At 66.3% G+C, this 18,432-nt stretch carries 18 protein-coding genes and 1 pseudogene; 10 read left to right on the plus strand and 9 right to left on the minus strand.

The genetic code is table 11. The features are described from left to right. Positions 1–126: 126 nt before the first annotated feature. A pseudogene (locus tag L5G32_RS08675) lies at positions 127–1,102 on the minus strand (IS256 family transposase); the annotation flags it as partial. A 55-nt stretch (positions 1,103–1,157) separates the two neighbouring features. On the opposite strand from L5G32_RS08675, the gene L5G32_RS08680 reads away from it, so the two are divergent. Continuing rightward, positions 1,158–1,961, plus strand: coding sequence for a 3-hydroxyacyl-CoA dehydrogenase (locus tag L5G32_RS08680; RefSeq protein WP_237010640.1), 804 nt, complete (start codon positions 1,158–1,160; stop codon positions 1,959–1,961). Positions 1,962–2,000: 39 nt separating this feature from the next. Here the strand turns inward: L5G32_RS08680 and L5G32_RS08685 are convergent, their stop codons facing one another. Continuing rightward, positions 2,001–2,342, minus strand: coding sequence for a hypothetical protein (locus L5G32_RS08685; RefSeq protein ID WP_237010641.1), 342 nt, complete (start codon positions 2,340–2,342; stop codon positions 2,001–2,003). Between the two features lie 235 nt (positions 2,343–2,577). Then, positions 2,578–3,075 carry an SRPBCC family protein gene (locus L5G32_RS08690; RefSeq protein ID WP_237010642.1) on the minus strand — a complete coding sequence of 166 codons (498 nt, stop codon included), beginning with the start codon at positions 3,073–3,075 and terminating at the stop codon, positions 2,578–2,580. Between the two features lie 256 nt (positions 3,076–3,331). Here L5G32_RS08690 and L5G32_RS08695 point away from each other — a divergent pair, with 256 nt between their 5' ends. Beyond that, positions 3,332–3,694 (plus strand): helix-turn-helix domain-containing protein, encoded by a 363-nt coding sequence (locus L5G32_RS08695; RefSeq protein WP_237010643.1) that lies wholly within the window; start codon positions 3,332–3,334, stop codon positions 3,692–3,694. Positions 3,695–3,757: 63 nt separating this feature from the next. On the opposite strand, the gene greA is transcribed toward L5G32_RS08695, so the two are convergent. The 3 genes from greA to L5G32_RS08710 form a co-directional block, all read right to left on the minus strand. Further along, positions 3,758–4,249 carry a transcription elongation factor GreA gene (gene greA / locus L5G32_RS08700; RefSeq protein ID WP_237010644.1) on the minus strand — a complete coding sequence of 164 codons (492 nt, stop codon included), beginning with the start codon at positions 4,247–4,249 and terminating at the stop codon, positions 3,758–3,760. 97 nt (positions 4,250–4,346) lie between these two features. Further along, entirely contained in the window at positions 4,347–5,096 is a 750-nt protein-coding gene (locus L5G32_RS08705; RefSeq protein WP_237010645.1) for a queuosine precursor transporter, read from the minus strand. Next, complete coding sequence (locus L5G32_RS08710; protein ID WP_237010646.1) at positions 5,093–5,551, minus strand: DUF4307 domain-containing protein; 459 nt, start codon at positions 5,549–5,551, stop codon at positions 5,093–5,095. The genes L5G32_RS08705 and L5G32_RS08710 overlap by 4 nt, the downstream gene beginning before the upstream one ends. 78 nt (positions 5,552–5,629) lie before the next feature. On the opposite strand from L5G32_RS08710, the gene mca reads away from it, so the two are divergent. From mca to L5G32_RS08750, 8 genes are all read left to right on the plus strand, one after another. Continuing rightward, positions 5,630–6,481 carry a mycothiol conjugate amidase Mca gene (gene mca, locus L5G32_RS08715; protein ID WP_265738856.1) on the plus strand — a complete coding sequence of 284 codons (852 nt, stop codon included), beginning with the start codon at positions 5,630–5,632 and terminating at the stop codon, positions 6,479–6,481. After that, positions 6,478–6,819 carry a hypothetical protein gene (locus tag L5G32_RS08720; RefSeq protein WP_237010648.1) on the plus strand — a complete coding sequence of 114 codons (342 nt, stop codon included), beginning with the start codon at positions 6,478–6,480 and terminating at the stop codon, positions 6,817–6,819. Before mca ends, L5G32_RS08720 begins: the two co-directional genes overlap by 4 nt. Before the next feature lie 68 nt (positions 6,820–6,887). After that, positions 6,888–8,882, plus strand: a complete 1,995-nt coding sequence (locus tag L5G32_RS08725; protein WP_237010649.1) for a thioredoxin domain-containing protein — start codon at positions 6,888–6,890, stop codon at positions 8,880–8,882. Positions 8,883–8,987: 105 nt separating this feature from the next. Beyond that, positions 8,988–10,790, plus strand: a complete 1,803-nt coding sequence (locus L5G32_RS08730; protein WP_237010650.1) for an FAD-binding dehydrogenase — start codon at positions 8,988–8,990, stop codon at positions 10,788–10,790. 83 nt (positions 10,791–10,873) lie between these two features. After that, positions 10,874–11,494 (plus strand): AIM24 family protein, encoded by a 621-nt coding sequence (locus L5G32_RS08735; protein WP_237010651.1) that lies wholly within the window; start codon positions 10,874–10,876, stop codon positions 11,492–11,494. Between the two features lie 9 nt (positions 11,495–11,503). After that, the gene (locus tag L5G32_RS08740; protein ID WP_237010652.1) at positions 11,504–12,187 is read left to right on the plus strand and encodes an AIM24 family protein; all 684 of its coding nucleotides are present in this window, start codon (positions 11,504–11,506) and stop codon (positions 12,185–12,187) included. After that, positions 12,184–12,948, plus strand: a complete 765-nt coding sequence (locus L5G32_RS08745) for an AIM24 family protein (protein WP_237010653.1) — start codon at positions 12,184–12,186, stop codon at positions 12,946–12,948. The genes L5G32_RS08740 and L5G32_RS08745 overlap by 4 nt, the downstream gene beginning before the upstream one ends. A 264-nt stretch (positions 12,949–13,212) precedes the next feature. Continuing rightward, positions 13,213–14,307, plus strand: coding sequence for a 3-deoxy-7-phosphoheptulonate synthase (locus tag L5G32_RS08750; protein ID WP_308192025.1), 1,095 nt, complete (start codon positions 13,213–13,215; stop codon positions 14,305–14,307). A 128-nt stretch (positions 14,308–14,435) separates the two neighbouring features. Here L5G32_RS08750 and L5G32_RS08755 read toward each other — a convergent pair whose 3' ends face one another. From L5G32_RS08755 to groL, 3 genes are all read right to left on the minus strand, one after another. Beyond that, on the minus strand, positions 14,436–16,169 hold the full coding sequence (locus tag L5G32_RS08755) for a sigma-54-dependent Fis family transcriptional regulator (RefSeq protein WP_237010654.1): 1,734 nt from the start codon (positions 16,167–16,169) through the stop codon (positions 14,436–14,438). Between the two features lie 198 nt (positions 16,170–16,367). Then, positions 16,368–16,688: a putative quinol monooxygenase gene (locus L5G32_RS08760; protein ID WP_237010655.1), complete on the minus strand. Its 321-nt coding sequence runs from the start codon at positions 16,686–16,688 to the stop codon at positions 16,368–16,370. A gap of 53 nt (positions 16,689–16,741) precedes the next feature. Continuing rightward, the gene (gene groL, locus L5G32_RS08765) at positions 16,742–18,391 is read right to left on the minus strand and encodes a chaperonin GroEL (protein ID WP_237010656.1); all 1,650 of its coding nucleotides are present in this window, start codon (positions 18,389–18,391) and stop codon (positions 16,742–16,744) included. Positions 18,392–18,432 lie beyond the last annotated feature (41 nt).

Consider the following 18,432-nt stretch of genomic DNA (forward strand, 5'->3'; position numbering starts at 1 on the left):
CCTTGCGGGCGTCGATGGCCATCCGCGTGGCACGATCCCGCAACTCCTTCGAGTACTTCGATGGGCGAGGCATGAAACAAGTGTCCCTTCCGGTAAAACCTGTCTCCATCAAACCCGGGACGATTCAAACCGTTCCCACGCATCGCGGAACGTTTTAACCGCCGACACGTACTTTCGGCCCATGTCCGAGTCCGCGAACGCGTCTAACGCGTCCGCGGCAGCGTGCTCGGTCGGCGCTTGATAGATCGGCTTGAGCAAGCGCACCACGGCTTTACGGTCGCTGTAGGAGACGAACGCCCATCGAGGCCCGGATCAGATGCACCACGCACGTTTGGACTGTTGCGTGCGGCCACGTGGCCTCGACGGCTTCAGCGAACCCGGTCAGCCCGTCGCAGCACACGATCAACACGTCCTGTACGCCGCGGTTACGCAGTTCCGCGCACACCGACGCCCAGAACTTCGCGCCTTCGCTCTGTTGGATCCAAATCCCGAGAACGTGTTTGACCCCGTCCATGTCCACGCCGACGGCGAGGTGGGCGGCCTTGTTCCGCACGTGTGCGCCATCGCGGATCTTGACCACGATCGCGTCGAGGTACATCACCGGATACAGGGCGTCGAGATCACGGTGTTGCCAGGTCGCGACCTCGTCAGCGACTTCCTCGGTCACCTTCGAGATCGTCTCGTGCGAGAGTTCGGTGCCGATCGTCGACGCGAGGTGGTGGGCGATATCGCGGACCGTCATCCCGCCCGCGTATAGCGAGACGATCATCGCGTCCAGACCATCGAGGCGGCGTTGGCCCTTGCGCACGAGCATCGGTGTGAACGTCCCGTCTCGATCGCGCGGGATGGCCAGATCCACATCGCCGACCTCGGTAGCGACCGTCTTCGCGCTGAATCCGTTGCGCGAGTTTGGAAACGATGCTGATTCGGGGTCTCCGGCCTCGTACCCGAGATGCTCGGTCAGCTCCGCGTTCATGCCGCGTTCGAGGGTGGCTTTGAGGAGCGAGCTCAGTAGTCCGTCCTGCCCGCCGACCGGTTCACCGGCATCGATGCGAGCGAACACCTCATCCAACGCACCCGATGCCACCAACTCACTGGCCATCTCGGTCTGCTTCTGTCGTCGATCTGCACGCGAATCATCCACGCTCACATCATCATTGATAGTCACTACAGCGGTTCCCTTCAGGGTTGAACCTCACCGCTCACACAAACCATCTGACACGCCCCGCGGCGCGAAGGAACGGTTCGCCGGCCTCGTCGAGACCTACAAGAACGAGGTCGCCGGAGCAGCAGACGGTAAGGCGCAAGCGACGCTCGACCGGCTCAGCTACTCCACGGACCTCACGGAGGCGACACTCGACGCCGACCTCGTCATCGAAGCGGTCCCGGAGATCCTCGACCTCAAGCGCAGTATCTACACCACGCTCGGGCAGGTGGCTCCAGCCAAGACGATCTTCGCCACCAACTCGTCGACCCTCCTGCCCAGTGACATCGCTGATTCCACGGGTCGTCCCGACCGTTTTCTCGCGATGCACTTCGCCAACCGCGTGTGGTCGTCGAACACCGCCGAAGTGATGGGCACCAGCCAGACGTCGTCCGAGGTGTTCGACACCATCGTCGAGTTCGCTGGCGAGATCGGCATGGTCCCGATCCCGATTCACAAGGAGAAGGCGGGTTACGTTCTCAACTCGCTCCTCGTGCCGTTCCTCAACGCTGCCCTGGACCTCGCTGCGGGCGACTACGCCGCACCCGCCGACGTCGACAAGACGTGGCGCATCGGCACCGGTTCGCCGCTCGGGCCGTTCCAGATCTACGACATCATCGGACTCAACACGCCGTACAACATTCTCGTCAACGGCGACGACCACGCAAAGGAACTCGCGGCCTGGTTGAAGACCAACTACATGGACCGGGGCAAGCTCGGCATCGCGGCAGGCGAAGGGTTTTACAAGTACAACTGACCTTCGCCGAAGTGGTCCCTTCGCCGAAACGGTCGTGCTTTAGAAGAGGCCGTTCGAGTTGAAGACGGAATAGAACCAATGGTCGGGCATCAGTTGGTTCATGGCGTGCCAGTTGCCCCAGGGGTCGCGCTGGTAGAAGCGCTCGACACCGGTGCCGTTGTCGAAGCAGACGATCCGCGAGGTGCCGAACGGGCTCCAATACGTCTCAGTGCCCTTCCGTGGTAGCTCGATCGGCGTTCGGAACTTGTGGCTGCACGGGGTGACCACTGGGTCGTACACCGTGGGCTGCGCGGCGGCCGTCGGCGCAACGCCGATGAGCCCCGCGGTCAGCGCTGCGGTAGCGATTGTGGCTGCGAGCCCTCGGCAGATGGTGGTACGCATGGATGCTTCCCTTCGGCCGGACTGTTGTGACTACTACGTCGACGTCGGGGCGAGGGTCGTTACGCCTGCTGATCGAGCGGGGGTCTCGACTTCGCTCGACCAGCGGAGGTAGGGCTCGACCAGCGGCGGAGAGGAGGTCTCGACTTCGCTCGACCAGCGGGGATGGGGCTCGACCAGCGGAGGTCTCGGCTCCGCTCGACCAGCGGGGGTAGGGCTCGACCAGCGGGGGTAGGGCTTAGAACGTCGCGAAGTGCTTGATGGTGTCCGTCCGGACGGTGCCGAACGCGGCGTTGGCGATAGGGGCGGAGAGGGCGGGCGGCAGGCCGACGCCCGCGAGCTCCATGGCGAACTTCCACACCAGGCGGGTGCCGTGCTCGGCGGGGGAGACCTCGGTGTACTCGCCGAACTTGCGCAGACCGGGGATGTTGACGCGGACGCCGCGGAAACCGTGGCGATACGTCGACGTCGCGGGGTCCTCGTCCCAGATGAAGAACTCCTCGTCCATCTTGATGAACCCCGGAGCCAAGACCACCGAACGCGTGGTGCCGACATGGTGCGGCAGCTCCGACGTGAAATCGACCGACGTGAGAGCACGACACCAATCGAGCGTGTTCTGCCTCGTGAACTCCGCCCACGCCTCCTCCGGCGAGACGGGCACCGTCACATCGATCTCGTAGCGCATGGATGCCGCGTCGTAGAACGGCTCGTCGAAGGATTCCAGATCGTAGGCCATGCCGCGAGTGTATCGGCGACGGCGACGCACATCGGGTGGAACCGAACCGGCCGCTGGTGCGTCTAACTGAGTAGAGGGACTTCACTGGCGCGGGGGATCGGCCGGGGTGGGGCCGCAGACATCGGGGGATATGCGGCTCCGCCCCGGCGCGAACGTCCGAGTGATCCGAGATCGATAATCGAATCACGTTCTGCAACAACAAGATTCACAACATGTTGTGCGGACAATGCGTTGTGAATCGAGCAGTGTTGAGCGGGTGGACGAGACACGGTGGGGTGCCCTTGACTGGGGTACGTACGCGTACTCGTTCGGTCATCGCCTCGTCGTGATCCGCAAGGTGCGAGGCTACTCTCAGGAGGTGCTCGCCGAGCGTTCCGGACTGCATCGCAACCAGATCTCGAACCTCGAGCGCGGCACGAGCAATCGCGCTCCTCACGTCGCAGACCCGTTGCTGTCCACGGTCTACCGGCTGGCGGGCGCCCTCGGCGTCCCGCCCGCGTATCTGTTGCCCGACCTCCGGGAATCGGTGGCGACCGCGTCGTTCGAGCAGTCGTCGCCCGCTGAACTGTCCGCCGTGGAAGAAGCGTTACGCGACCTGCTCGAACGTCGGACGGACTGACGCCCTCACACGCGAGAAGCGGCACCGGACCCGATGGGTCCGATGCCGCTCAAGAGTTCTCGATCAGGAGTGGTACGGCTCCGCGCTCACGAGCGTGACCTTGATCGTCGCGCCGCTGGGCACGGTGTACTCGCGGCTCTCGCCGACCTTCGCATCGATGATCGCTGCGCCGAGCGGCGAGCTCGGCGAGTAGATCTCCAGGTCGCTCGACGCGCCTTCTTCGCGCGTCGCGATGAGGAAGGTCTCCTTGTCGGACTCGTCGCCGTCGAAGTACACGGTGGCAACGGATCCGGGGAGGGCGACGCCCGACTCGGCGGGGGCCTCTCCGACCTTCGCGTTGTTCAACAGGTCCTGCAACTGGCGGATACGCGCCTCCTGCTGTCCCTGCTCCTCACGGGCCGCATGGTAGCCACCGTTCTCCTTGAGGTCGCCTTCTTCGCGACGCTCATTGATCTCGGCGGCAATGACTGGTCGATTCGCGATAAGCGAATCCAGCTCACCCTTCAGGCGCTCGTACGACTCCGGCGTCAACCAGGTCACCCGAGTATCAGTCATTGTGGTCTCCTTTGCTGTCCGCGAATGGACTGCTCTAAATGCAGCAACACGACCTCTCGCGAGGTCGTGCAACGTGCAGTCTATCAGTTCGTGTGTTTTATGGCACATGCCTCGCGCCGGCGGCCCCCGCTTCGAGGGCCTCCTGGTACGACGGCTCGGCTCGTTTCAGGTACGCAACGATAGCGTACGTCGCCGGCATGACGACAATCTCGACCAACGTCTTCCAGACGAAGCCGATCACCACGTAGTTGATGAAGTCCGACCACGTCGAAATGCCGATCGCGGTGGCGGCGATCGAGCAGAACACCAGCGTGTCGAAGAACTCGCCGACCACGGTGGACGTGATCAGTCGGACCCACAGGCGCCGCTCGCCTGCGCGTTCCTTCATCTTGACCAGCACGTACGAGTTCAACAGCTCGCCGACGACGTATCCGGACAGGCCGGCTGCGACGATCTGCGGAACCGACCCGAGGACCGTCTCGAACGACGACTGGCTGCCGTAGAAGTCGGCAGGCGGAAGCTTGATCGCGAGCCAGAAGCACAGCGACGCCAGCAGGATCACCACGAAACCGGCGCCGACGGTCCGCCGCATCGCGCGGAACCCGTACACCTCGCTGATCACGTCGCCGATCACATAGCTGAGCGGGAAGAGGAAGAAGGCGCCGTCGGTGACCAGGCCGTTCACGTGGAGTGGCCCGAGGTCGAACTGCAGCCAGTCGAACAGGACGACGGCCTTGGTCGCAGCGATGTTGCTGATCAGCATGACGCCGACGAAGATCGCGGTCAGGATCGGGAAGTACGGGCTCGACACCCGTGCGAACACGGCGCGATTGACCGCCGTCGTCATGCTGCGGGTTCCAGATACGGCGGGACGTTGGTGGTGCAGCCGAACACTTCGCCGATCACGGCAGGCGCGGATGTGCGGACCTCGGTCTTCGCGCCGACCTGGATCTCGCCGCCTGCCGGGATCAGCACCTCGCGACGTCCCACTTCGGATCCGTCTTCCTCGCGGGCCCGCACGACGCAGACGACGGCGTCGTCCGGATTGCTGCGGTTGACCGTGTACTGAACCGACACTGTGTCCGACGACACGATGTCGAACGCGGTCGCGTCGCCGGAGACCTCGGGGTCGGCGAACTGCTTGTAACCGAGAATCGCGATGCCCAGGCCGAGGAGTACGACGACGACAGATGCGGCGTAGAACCAGCGTCGACGGTTGGACGGTGTCCGTTCGGTCGGGTATGTGGCGCGGGGGCCACTGTGCGGAGCGCGGTCGTTGCCGCCCCCGTCTGAACTGCTCACGTGTCAATACCTACCATGAGTACTAACAGCGAGCGAAGGTGAGGAAGCGTGAGCGAACACGCGAACGGTCTGCGTCTCATGGCCGTGCACGCACATCCCGACGATGAATCGAGCAAGGGCGCAGCGACCTTGGCGAAATACGTCGCCGAGGGGCATGACGTCATGGTGGTGACGCTCACCGGCGGGGAACGCGGCGACGTGTTGAACCCGGCGATGGACCGCCCGGGAATCTTGGAGAACCTGCCGGAGGTCCGCCGCGAAGAGATGGCGAAGGCCGCGGCAGCGCTCGGGGTCCAGCACGACTGGCTCGGATACATGGACTCCGGTCTGCCCGAAGGGGATCCGTTGCCGCCGCTGCCCGACGACTGCTTCGCGCTGGTCCCACTCGAAGAGTCCACCGGCAGGCTCGTCGAAGTGATCCGTTCGTTCAAACCGCACGTGATCGTCACCTACGACGAGAACGGCGGCTACCCGCACCCCGACCACATCCGGTGCCACGAGGTGTCGGTCGCTGCGTTCGAGGCTGCGGGCGACGCGGACCAGTATCCGGACGCGGGCGAGCCGTGGACGCCGTTGAAGCTGTACTACACGCACGGCTTCATCCGCGCCCGGATCCTGCGGTTCTCCGAAGCGTTCGAGAAGGAGGGCGGGGAGAACCCGTTCGCCGATTGGCTCAGCAAGTGGAAGACCGATCAGGGTGACTTGATGGCCCGGGTCACCACGCAGGTCACGTGCGGCGACTACTTCGCGCAGCGCGACGACGCACTGCGAGCTCACGCCACCCAGGTGGATCCGAATGGCTTCTTCTTCGCGGTCCCGCTGTCGTGGCAGCAGGAGCTGTGGCCGACCGAGGAGTTCGAGCTCGCGCAGACGCGAGTGACGACGTCGATCCCGGAGACCGACCTCTTCTCCGGAATCGAGCAGTCATGACGATCGCCGCATGGGCCACGGAAGCTGTGGTCTTGGCCGCCGACCAGGAGCCGAAGGGGCCGGAGTTCGGCAAGGCGTCTCCGCTCGGTCTGCTCATCATCATCGTGCTGCTGATCGCCGTCTTCCTGCTGATCAGGTCGATGAACCGTCAGCTCAAGAAGCTGCCCGAGAGCTTCGACACCGACCATCCCGAAGCCGATCAGGCGTTCGACGAGGGCACTGAGCCGTCGGCGGCCGACGACATAGCGGCCACCCCTGACGTGGAGTCCGGTGCGGATCCGGCCGACGACCCAGAGGTGCCGGGCACGGCGCACGACGACGGGACTCCGTCCTCGTAGACCCCCACTCAGTAGACCCCGTAACTCAGTAGACCCCGCCACTCAGTAGACATGGCAGGCTGGAGACCATGGCGAATCGTCTTCAGCAGAGCAATTCTCCGTACCTGCGCCAGCACGCGGACAATCCGGTCGACTGGCAGGAGTGGGGCGACGAGGCGTTCGCGCAGGCACGTGAGCGCGATGTGCCGATCCTGCTGTCCGTCGGGTACGCGGCCTGCCACTGGTGTCATGTGATGGCGCACGAGACGTTCGAGGATCCCGATCTCGCGGTCCAGATGAACGCAGGCTTCGTGTGCGTCAAGGTGGACCGTGAAGAACGCCCGGACATCGATTCGATCTACATGGCGGCGACCGTCGCGATGACCGGGCAGGGCGGCTGGCCGATGACCTGCTTCCTGACCCCCGACGGTGATCCGTTCTACTGCGGCACCTATTTTCCGCCGCGCTCGCGCAACGGCCAGCCCGGCTTCGCCGAACTGCTCGACGCCGTCTACGGAACGTGGACCACGCGCCGCGACGAGGTCGAGGTGGCCGGCTCCAAGATCACCGAGCATCTGCGGGCCACCGCGCAGACCCTTCCGGACGGTCCGCAGCTGGACGTCCAACTCCTCGCCGACGCGACGGCTGCCGTCCTCGCCGACGAGGACCGTGCGCACGCCGGATTCGGGCGGGCGCCGAAGTTCCCGCCGTCGGCGCTCCTCGAAGGGCTGCTTCGGTCCACCGAATACACCAGCGACGACACTGCGCTCGACGCGGCGACCCGCACCCTCGACGCGATGGCGCGGGGCGGCATCTACGACCAGCTCGCCGGCGGGTTCGCGCGCTACGCCGTCGACGAGCAGTGGGTGGTCCCGCACTTCGAGAAGATGCTCTACGACAACGCACTCCTGCTGCGCGCCTACGCGCACCACGCCCGGCTGGCCGGCGACGCGCTGTCGCTCCGGGTGACCGCCGAGACCGTCGCCTTCCTCGACGACTATCTGTGGACAGGACGCGGCTACGCGTCGTCGTTGGACGCCGACACTGAGGGCGTCGAAGGACTGACATACGTGTGGCGGCCGGACGAGCTCGTCGAGATCCTCGGCGACGACGCCGGGTGGGCGGCCGAACTGTTCGCCGTCACCGACGCCGGGACATTCGAGCAGGGCTCGTCGACACTCCAGCTACCACGCGACCCCGACGACGCCGCACGGTACGAATCGGTGCGTGCCCGACTGTCGGCGGCCCGCGCACAGCGGCCGCAACCCGACCGCGACGACAAGGTCGTGACCGGATGGAACGGGTTCGCGATCACCGCGCTCGCCGAGGCCGGTGCGACCCTCGACCGCCCCGAATGGACCGACCGGGCCCGCGAGATCGCGACGGGTCTCCTCGACGTCCACCTCGTCGACGGCGACCTGCACCGGTCCTCGCTCGACGGCGTCGTCGGCACCCCGCTCGGTGCGCTGGAGGACTACGCGGCACTGACGACCGCGCTCATCACCTTGCATTCGGTGACCGGCGAACAGCGCTGGCGCACAGCGGGGCTGGACATCCTCGACCGCGCGATCGAGGTATTCGCCGACACCGAGGAGACCGGTGCGTGGTTCGACGCATACCCGGGCGGTCTCCTCCTGCGGCCCCGCGACCCGGTGGACGGCGCGACCCCGGCCGGAGCGTCGCTCATCGCCGAAGCACTCGTCGCGTCGACCGCGGTGGCCGACGTCGACGCGCAGCAGCGGTACGCCGACCTCGCCGATGCGACTCTCGCCCGGGCCGGGATCATCCTCGCGAAGGCTCCTCGATCGGCAGGGCACTGGCTCACCGTGGCGCAGGCGTACGTGGCCGGACCCGTCCAGGTCGCGGTTGCGCAGGCCCCCGACAGCGACGGCGACATGGCAGCTCAGTTGCGACAACGCGTGCCGGGCGGCGTCCTGGTGATCGCCGGGGACCAGGACTCGGGGCCGCTCCTGACCGACCGCGGTCCGGTCCCGACCGGCGGCCGCCTCCGGGACGCGGCCTATGTGTGCCGCGGCCGGGTCTGCGACCTGCCGGTCACGACGGTCGACGCCGCTCGGGTGTGAACGGATTCGGCAACCAGTTGATCGACTGATCGACTTCTGAGCTAGTGTGTCGGACGACACCGTGAACCTCGTATTCACGACGCCCGCACAGTAGGAGAGCTCACCGTGCCCGACGACCAGAACCCGATCGCCGGACCGGGCGGTCTCCCGAGACGAGACGTCCTCATCGGTGGAGGCCTCGCCGCCGCAGGGCTGGCCGCCGGGTCGTTCGCAGGCTCCGCGGGCGCCGCGCCCCGCCAGGACGCTGACGTCATCGTCGTGGGCCACGGCTTGGCCGGGCTCGTCGCCGCCACGGAACTCGCCGCCGCGGGACGCAAGGTGATCGTCGTCGACCAGGAGTCGCGGCAGAATCTCGGGGGTCAGGCGCACTGGTCGCTCGGCGGACTGTTCTTCGTGAACTCACCGGAGCAACGGATGTGGAACATCCGCGACTCGGTGGAACTCGCCAGGCAGGACTGGTTCGCGAGCGCAGGCTTCGACCGCGGAACGCACGACCGGCTCGGCGAAGACTACTGGGCGCGGCAGTGGGCCGAGGAGTACCTGGACTTCGCCGCGGGCGAGAAGCGGAGCTGGCTCGAACGCAAAGGCGTGCACTGGGTTCCGGTGGTCGGATGGGCTGAGCGCGGCGGCACGTCTGCCAGTAGCCACGGCAACTCGGTCCCGCGGTTCCACATGACGCTCGGCACCGGGCCCGGCGTTGTTGAGCCGTTCCGGAACGCCGCCCTCGACGCCGAGCGTCGACGCCGCATCACTTTCAAGTTCCGGCACTGCGTCGACGAATTGATCGTCTCCGACGGCCGGATCACCGGAGTCCGCGGCACCCGCCTCGTTCCGTCGAACCGGCCCCGCGGAGTCGCGACGTCGCGCCGGAGGGTCGGCGACTTCGAACTCCACGCGCCGATCACGATCGTCGCGTCGGGCGGCATCGGAGCCAACCACGAACTGGTCCGCGCCAACTGGCCGGACCGCCTCGGCTCCCCGCCCAAGACCCTCGTCACCGGGGTACCCGCCCACGTCGACGGTCGGATGCTCGCGATCGCCGAGACGGCGGGCGCGCGACTGGTGAACCGCGACCGGATGTGGCACTACACCGAGGGCATCAAGAACCACAGTTCCGTATGGCCCGACCACGGCATTCGCGTGCTCGCGGCGCCGTCGTCGATGTGGTTCGACGCCGAGGGCAACCGCTTCGACAGTCCGGCCTTCCCCAGCTACGACACCATCAAGACGCTCGAGATGATCACCAAGACCGGCTACGACTACTCGTGGTTCGTCCTCAACAAGCGCATCGTCGCCAAAGAGTTCGTCCTGTCGGGATCCGAGCAGAACCCGGAGCTCACCCGCAAGGATCTCGCGGCGTACCTCGCCAACCGTGCGCTCGACGACGTGCCCGCGCCGGTCCAGAAGTTCTTGGACAAGGGCGTCGACTTCGTGCAGGCGCGCAGTGTGGACGAACTAGCCCGGAAGATGAACCGACTCGCGCACGACGATCTGATCGATGCGGGACGCCTGCGCAAGCAGATCGTCGAACGCGACCGTCAGGTCGGCAACCCCTACACCAAGGACGCTCAGGTCATGGGGATTCACAACTCGCGGAACTTCTTGGGCGACAACATCGTACGAACCGTCGAACCGCATCGGATCCTCGATCCGGCGGCCGGCCCGCTGATCGCGATCCGGATGAACATCCTGACGCGCAAGACGCTCGGCGGACTCCAGACCAACCTCGCGGGCCAGGTGATGAACGCGGGCGGCCGGGTGGTGCCAGGGTTGTACGCGGCCGGAGAGGCCTCGGGGTTCGGCGGCGGCGGCCTCCACGGATACAACGCGCTCGAAGGTACGTTCCTCGGCGGCTGCCTGTTCTCCGGTCGCGTCGCCGGGCGAGCCGCGGGACGCGCGACGGCCTAGCGCTCGTCGAGCGACCGACCGACGCCGACGGCCTAGTCGGGTTACGCTCGTAGTCCCTGGTCACCGCATCGAAGGACAGGTCAATGCAACTCGTCTCGAAGACGAAACGCGTCGTCGAAGCGCGTTTGAACAACAGTGCGATCCGGGCCCTGAGTGGATCGATGATCGCCTACGAAGGGCAGGTGTCCTTCAAATCGGCCGGGTTCGGCGGCGGCGACGGCGTCGTCGCCGGAGTGAAGCGGCGCGCGACCGGCGAAGGCCTCTCGCTCATGGAGTGCGCGGGCACCGGCGTCGTCTACCTCGCGCAGGACGCAGCGAACGTCACCGTGATCGACCTGAGGGCCGACACCCTGCAGGTCGAGTCCGAACAGTTGCTCGCGCTCGCAGGCGATTTGCAGACCAACGTGACGTTCGCGGGAGTGCGCGGCGGCGTCTCCGGGCAGGGGCTGTTCACCACGACCGTCACCGGCAGTGGGCAGGTCGCGCTGCTGTCGAACGGCGGACCGCTCGTCCACCTCGAAGTGTCGCCCCAATACCCGCTGGTCGTCGATCCGGACGCCTTCGTCTGCGCACGCGGAGGACTCTCGCAGACCTTCGTCACCGACGTCTCCTGGCGGTCAGCGGTCGGGCAGGGGAGCGGAGAAGCCTTCTCGCTCCGGTGGGACGGTGCGGGCGTCGTCTCGATTCAACCGGCGGAACGGTAGGGGACAACGATGTTCACGAAGGTCAACAGCAAGGTCGTGTCGATCGATCTGGTGGCGTCGGGCCCGATCGTCGCACGACGCGGCGCGATGCTCTTCTACACGGGGCAGGTGTGGTTCCAACCGCACCAGACGCCGGGCGTCGGCGGCGGCATGAGCGGCATGGCGTCGATGGCCGGACGGATGATGCAGGGCGAGTACGAGTCGACGATGATCGCGCAGGGCAACGGCACCGTCCATTACGGCTACCGCGGTCTGGACGTGGAGATCGTCAATCTCTCGCAGGGCGGCGAACTCCGGGTCGAAGCGTCTCGGCTCCTCGCGCACACTCAAGGACTGCAGTCGTCGGTCATGTCGACGACGGCGCAGGCAGGCGGCGGAGGCGGACTCCGCGGGGCGCTGCGGTCGGCAGCCGGCAGCGTCGCCACCGGGCAAGGCATGTTCACGACGCGACTGGCCGGGGTCGGCGCCGCCGTCATCCTCGGCCACGGCGGATTCATCCGGCTCGAGGTGACGCCCGACCGACCCATCACCGTCGACCCGCAGGCGTTCGCGGCGTCCATCGGAAACGTCGAGACGACGCTGCGGTCGACGGTCAGCCTCCGCAACATGGGTCGTACCGGCGGCGAAGCACTCCAACTCGACTGCGCAGGCCACGGCGCGGTCTACGTCCAAGCATCGGAGCAGCGGCTGTGAGTGACTACGACACGGTATGGAACCCGAACACGTTGCCCGCCGACGACAACGTCGGCGACAACCATTACGCGTACACCATCGATCTCACCCACCCGTGGTTCCTCGCGAAGGGCGCGATGATCGCCTACTACGGGCAGATCTCCTTCACCTCACTGCGCCACGGACTGCAGGGCTCGCTGCTGCAGATGGTCTCGCAGCAGTTCTCCGCGCCTCTGTATCTCGGCGACTACGTCGTCGCCGAGGGGAGCGGCCGACTCGTCATCGGCGACCGCGGTTACGAGATCAACTCGTACAACCTCGAAGACAACGGCAACCTCACCATCCGGGCGTCGAACCTCCTCGCATTCGAGCCGAACCTGACGTTGAACCAGTCGATCGTCCCGGGCTTTCTGACGCTCGTCGGAACGGGGCGGTTCCTCGCCTCGTCCAACGGCCCGGTCATGTTCGTCGAACCGCCCGTGCGTGTCGATCCCGAAGCGATGGTCGGCTGGGCCGACTGCCCGTCGCCGAGCCACCACTACGACCAGGCGTGGGTCACCGACTTCCTCGCTGCGACTGCGAGCCGCATCGGCGTGAAGTCCGGTGAGGAGCGACAGTTCGACTTCACCGGCGAAGGCACCGTGCTGGTCCAGTCCAGCGAGAAGGTCATCGACGACAATGCCGTCGTCCGGAACATCACAGGTCAGCTGCCCGGTGTGTCGTCGACCGGTCTGCAACAGATCAACGCGCAGATCCAACAGCAGTTGGGGCAGCAGCAGTAGCGGCCGCGTTCGACACGTCGTCGGCCCGGTGCTACCGTCGACGACGTGTCGAAGACTTCGTATTGGCGTTTCTTTATCCAGGCTCCGGGTGAGCCTGCGATGAAGCGGTAATACGCGCGTCGAAGATCCCGGAGCCTGAAGCAGTGACCGATTCGGTCGCTGCTTCTGTCGTTTCCGGGATGATCTGCGCCAGCAGGAGCGTTCTCTCGGAGGCGGCGCCGGACCACTTGCCCCCCGCGACAACGCACCGAAAGGCCAGAGAACGTGACCACCACGACCTCACCAGCATCGAGTACCGCCACCTCCGATCGGCGGGTGACGGCGTTCTCGCCGATCCCGTCGCCGGAGGCGATGCGCACCGAGCTTCCGCTGACCGACCGCCGCGCCGAGATCGTCGCCCGCGATCGTGACGAGATCGCCGCGATCCTCGCCGGCCGCGACGACCGTCTGATCGTCGTCGTCGGACCGTGCTCGGTTCACGACCCGGACGCCGCCCTCGACTACGCGCGTCGCCTCGCGCCACTGGCAGTCGAATACGCGGACTCGCTGAAGATCGTGATGCGCGTGTACTTCGAGAAGCCGCGGACGACGGTCGGCTGGAAGGGCCTCATCAACGACCCGGGCATGGACGAGACGTACGACGTGGAGCGCGGACTGCGCACCGCTCGCCGGCTCCTGCTCGACGTGATCGACCTCGGCCTGCCCGTCGGCTGCGAGTTCCTCGAGCCGACCAGCCCGCAGTACATCGCCGACACCGTCGCGTGGGGCGCGATCGGTGCACGCACCACCGAGTCGCAGGTGCACCGGCAGCTCGCGTCCGGACTGTCGATGCCAATCGGATTCAAGAACGGGACCGACGGCAACGTGCAGGTCGCGATCGACGGCGCGCAGGCCGCCGCCGCACCGCACGTGTTCTTCGGCGTCGACGATCAGGGTCGCGGCTCCGTCGTCCAGACGTCCGGCAACGAGGACTGCCACATCATCCTGCGCGGCGGCACCCACGGACCGAACTACGATGCTGCGTCGGTCCTGTCGGCCGCCGACGCGTTGACGAAGGCAGGCCAGTCGCCGAAGGTGATGGTCGACTGCTCGCACGCCAACTCCGGCAAGGACCACGAGCGGCAGGCCGTCGTCGCCGTCGAGATTGCCCAGGCGTTCGCCGCCCGTCGGGCCGCAGGCGAGCCCGTCGTACTGTCCGGCGTCATGCTGGAGAGCTTCATCGAGCCCGGCAATCAGGCTGTCCCCGACGACGCTGAGGGTCGCGCCGCCCTCGTCTACGGCAAGTCCGTCACCGACAAGTGCATGGGCTGGGACGCCAGCGTCGACGTCCTCGCCGCGCTGGCCGGCGCCTCGAAGTAGGACCCCACGCCTCTAACCCTCTCGTTGGTGTCAGTGGGTGACACCTTTGGGAGGGTTAGAGGGTCTCGACTCCGCTCGACCAGCGTGAGGTCTCGACGAAATTAGGGATCGACCTGCAGCGGGCCGCGTCAGGTGGCGATGCTGAACTGCTTGATCTTGCGGTAGATGGTCGCTCGGCTCAGGCCGAGGGACTCGGCTGCGGCGCGCTTGTTGTAGTCGTTCTCGGTGAGGGCGCGGACGATGGCGTCGCGCTCCAGAGCCTCGATCTGGGAGAGGGTGTGGCGGCCGAAGGTACGGCAGACCGGCGGAAGCTGATCGATGTCGACGACGCCGGTGCGCTGCTTGCGGACCACCGTCAACAAGGTGTTGCGGAGTTCGGCGACGTTGCCCGGCCACCCGTACTTCGCGAGCTGTCGCATCGCAGCGGGGGACATTCGCAGATCGTCGCCGCGCGTGATCCGTCGCAGCAGCAGCGGCACCAGGTCCTGTAGGTCCTCGATGCGATATCGCAGCGCGGGGATCGTGACGGTACGAACGAAGATCGGTAGGAGAACCGTGTCGAGTGTCGTGTCGCCGTCGCCCAGGTCGGCTGTCATCCCGAGCCAGCCGTGGTCCACACAGCCCGAGACGAGATCGGCGATCTGTTCGACGGTCGCCGAGTCGAGAGTGTCGATGTCGCGGAGGATGATGTTGAAGCCGTCGTGATCGAGCTCGTCGGCCAACTCGGCGAGTCCGGCGCCGGCGAGTGACTCAGGCCCGAACACTCGGACATGCCCGGGCCGATACGTCTCGGCGGCAGCCTTGAGCGCCGAACATCGGCCCGTGCCCTTCTCGCCCGACGCCACGGCCCACTGCGAGGTCTCCAACGCGCGGAGCAGATCAGTGCACGCCTGCCGCCAGACGGAACCGTGGCCGACGAGCCCCGGCAGTGATGCGGGCAGTCGACGCGAACTCGGTGTCAAGGCGGCGGAGTCGACGATGTGCACCGTGAACAAGGCAGCCGAAGCGAGGGACTCGACGGTGTCGACGCGGGTGATGCGGACCGTGAGCCCGCTCGGCAGTTCTTCTGCCGCAGAGCGTTTCCCGGTCGTCGCGCAGTCGACGGCGTGCTCGAGCATCGCGGCCTGATCGGACGACTCGACGGTGCGGCGCAGCCGCTGATTCATCAGGACCAGATCGTCGCTGACGGCCAGGACCATCGTGCCCGCATGGCGCCGGCACGCGATGTTGTAGGCGTGCAGCAACGACGACGCGATACTTCCCGACATCTCGAGGAGACGGTCTTCGATCTGTTTCGCCGCCGACAGCGCCAGCGTCATCATCAATGCGCCGCCGTGCTCGATCCGCCCGGTGAGGTCGATGACGCCGAGCATCCGACCGGACATCGGGTCGACCACCGGAACGCCCGCGCAGGCCAGGCCGACGAGCGACTCCCGGTAGTGCTCGGCACCCACGACGAGAGTGGGCTTGCGCGTCTCCAACGTCGTGCCGATGCCGTTGGTGCCGACGGAGTTCTCGGCGTAACTGAACCCCGGCGCAAGACGGACGGTGTCGAGATCGCGTCCCAATCGGCCGATCGCACCCGCTCTGCTGAGCACCACGCCGTCGTCGGAGGTCAGGATCGCGCTGACCGGCTCGGACTCCAGTCCGTCGGCCAGCCGCTGCATGATGGGCCGCGCGGCTTCCACGAGCGGGCTGTCGAGTTCGGGCTCACGGACGAACTGAAGATCGATCGGATCAGCGCTGATGTCCATCGCCATCGACCGGCGCCACGAGTTCGATATCGACTCCCGGACACCATCGGTCCCAGTCGCGTCGGTGAGGAAACGGTGACGTACTGCGATCAGATCGTGTTGAGGCATACTTCTCTCTTCCAGGCTGCCGGGCTGGGGCCTCCCGCCTCTAGACTATGACCTGGCTCACTGTGATGCGTCTCAATATGAGACTACTTGCAGATGCAAGTTGAGCGAGCGGAGCGAGCCGTCCGCTATGCGGGTTTCGACTCGCTTCGCTCGCTCAACCGGCTACCGAATTCGCTCGCTCAACCGGCTGCGGCGACCTCAGATCTTGAGCTCGCCCATCTCGGACCAGTCGGAGCCGTCGATCTCGCGACTGATGATGCGCGGCGTCTCCTTCAGGGCCGGCCGCATGGCGTCGAGGCCGTCCTTGAAGTGCTGAGAGTTGACGTGGGCCCCACCGGCGTCGCCGTCGGCGAAGGCCTCGATCAGAGCGAACTCCGACGGGTCGTCGGCGCTGCGGAACCAGTCGAACCAGAGGTTGCCCGGCTCGTTCCGTGTCGCCTGCGTGAACTCACGTGTGCGGTCCAGCCAGCCGTCGACGTGCTCGTCGGCCACCTTGAATCTGACCACGATGAAGATCATCGTCTGCTCCCTTGCTCAATAGATGTTCGACTGCCCAGTAGATGTTCGACTGCTCAGTAAATGTTCGACGGTCGAACCATACCTTCGGCGAGGTCCCCGAAACCGGGAGCTTCGATGGCGCCGGGATGGCCCATGACCTCTTCGACCACGGCGGTCTCGGTGGTGAGGAGGAGGGCCGCGATCGACGCCGCGCTCTCGAGCGCCGCCCGAGTGACGTTCGTCGGATCCATGATCCCGTCCTCGAACATGTCCGCATAACTACCGGTCAGCGCGTTGAACCCGTGGCCGGACGGCAGTTCGGCCACGACGTCGATCACGGCGTCCCCGTCGTAGCCTGCGTTCAACGCGATCCAGCGCAGCGGCTCGGGGAGGGCTGCCCGGACCACGGCGACGCCGACGCCCTCGTCGGCGTCGAGGGTGAGCGAGTCGAGCACGCGATGCGACTGCGCCAGAGCGGTGCCGCCGCCTGCGACGACGCCGGAGGCGACGGCTGCCTCGGTCGCGGCGAGTGCGTCCTCGACGCGGAGCATGCGCTCCTTGAGTTCGACGCTCGTGTAGCCGCCGACCCGGATCACCGCGACGCGGCCGGTCAGGCGCGCGATCCGCAGTTCCAAACTGTCCCGGTCGGCGTCGATGCGGGCCCGCTCGCGCTGTGCCCGCAGTTGTGCGACGCGCGCGTCGATCAGCGACTGCTCGCCGGTCGCGCCGACGATCGTCGTCGACCCCTCGGTCACGGTGACGCGGCTGCAACGACCGAGGTGCTCGCCGGTGACCTCCGACAGTTCGAGACCGGTGTCCTTGGCGATGACGTGCCCGCCCAGTGCGACGGCGAGATCTTCGAGTTCGGCGACGCGCCGGTGACCGAAACCGGGTGCCCGGACGACCACTGAACGCATGTGATTGTGCATGTTGCCGCCGACGAGGAACTGGAGCGCCGGGCCGTCCACGTCTTCGGCCAGCACGAGCAGTGGGCGGTCGGCGCGCTTAGCCGACTCGACCGACGGCATGATGTCCTGCACCGACGTGATCTTCTTGTTAGTCAACAGGATCACCGGATCGTCGAGGACCGCTTCCATGCGCTCCTGGTCGGTGATCATGTAGCCCGAGATGTAGCCGTGGTCGAACTCGATGCCGTCCACGACCTCCACGGTGAGTCCCGGTGTGTCGCCTTCCTCGGTGGTGATGACGCCGGAATCGCCGGCGTAGACGACGGCGTCGGCGATGGCTGCACCGATCACGTCGTCGTCGCTGGCGGCCAGCGAGGCGACCCGCAACAGGTCGTCGCGCTCACTGATCTCCACCGACTGGCTCGACAACGACTCGAGGACCAGTTCGACGGCGCGCTCGATGCCGCGCCGGACCCGCATCGGGTTGGTTCCGGACTCGACGGCACGCATGCCTTCCCGAACCATCGCCTGCGCGAGAACAGTGGCCGTCGTGGTGCCGTCGCCGACGACACCGTTCGTCTTCATCGCCACCTCCTTCACCAACTGGGCGCCCATATTGGCGAACGGCTCGCGCAACTGGATCTCGCGAGCGATGGTGACGCCGTCGTTGGTGATGGTGGGCGGACCGGTGAGCTTCTCCAGGACGGCGTTGCGTCCCTTCGGTCCGAGCGTCACCTTGACTGCGTCGGCGAGTGCATCGACTCCGCGCTCGAGGAGGACGCGTGCGTCGGAGTTGTACCGCAGTTCTTTAGCCATGATCGATGGGCCTTTCAATAGACAGGAATTAGGGCAAAGAC

It is taken from the genome of Gordonia zhenghanii (genome assembly GCF_021738965.1).
Taxonomy (GTDB): Bacteria; Actinomycetota; Actinomycetes; order Mycobacteriales; family Mycobacteriaceae; genus Gordonia; species Gordonia zhenghanii.

Excerpts from the sequence above, each read along its gene's own strand:
- L5G32_RS08685 (WP_237010641.1), bottom strand. The coding sequence starts at position 2,342 with ATGCGTACCACCATCTGCCGAGGGCTCGCAGCCACAATCGCTACCGCA.
- L5G32_RS08690 (WP_237010642.1), bottom strand. The coding sequence starts at position 3,075 with ATGGCCTACGATCTGGAATCCTTCGACGAGCCGTTCTACGACGCGGCA.
- greA (WP_237010644.1), bottom strand. The coding sequence starts at position 4,249 with ATGACTGATACTCGGGTGACCTGGTTGACGCCGGAGTCGTACGAGCGC.
- L5G32_RS08705 (WP_237010645.1), bottom strand. The coding sequence starts at position 5,096 with ATGACGACGGCGGTCAATCGCGCCGTGTTCGCACGGGTGTCGAGCCCG.
- mca (WP_265738856.1), top strand. The coding sequence starts at position 5,630 with ATGGCCGTGCACGCACATCCCGACGATGAATCGAGCAAGGGCGCAGCG.
- L5G32_RS08720 (WP_237010648.1), top strand. The coding sequence starts at position 6,478 with ATGACGATCGCCGCATGGGCCACGGAAGCTGTGGTCTTGGCCGCCGAC.
- L5G32_RS08725 (WP_237010649.1), top strand. The coding sequence starts at position 6,888 with ATGGCGAATCGTCTTCAGCAGAGCAATTCTCCGTACCTGCGCCAGCAC.
- L5G32_RS08735 (WP_237010651.1), top strand. The coding sequence starts at position 10,874 with ATGCAACTCGTCTCGAAGACGAAACGCGTCGTCGAAGCGCGTTTGAAC.
- L5G32_RS08740 (WP_237010652.1), top strand. The coding sequence starts at position 11,504 with ATGTTCACGAAGGTCAACAGCAAGGTCGTGTCGATCGATCTGGTGGCG.
- L5G32_RS08755 (WP_237010654.1), bottom strand. The coding sequence starts at position 16,169 with ATGCCTCAACACGATCTGATCGCAGTACGTCACCGTTTCCTCACCGAC.
- L5G32_RS08760 (WP_237010655.1), bottom strand. The coding sequence starts at position 16,688 with ATGATCTTCATCGTGGTCAGATTCAAGGTGGCCGACGAGCACGTCGAC.
- groL (WP_237010656.1), bottom strand. The coding sequence starts at position 18,391 with ATGGCTAAAGAACTGCGGTACAACTCCGACGCACGCGTCCTCCTCGAG.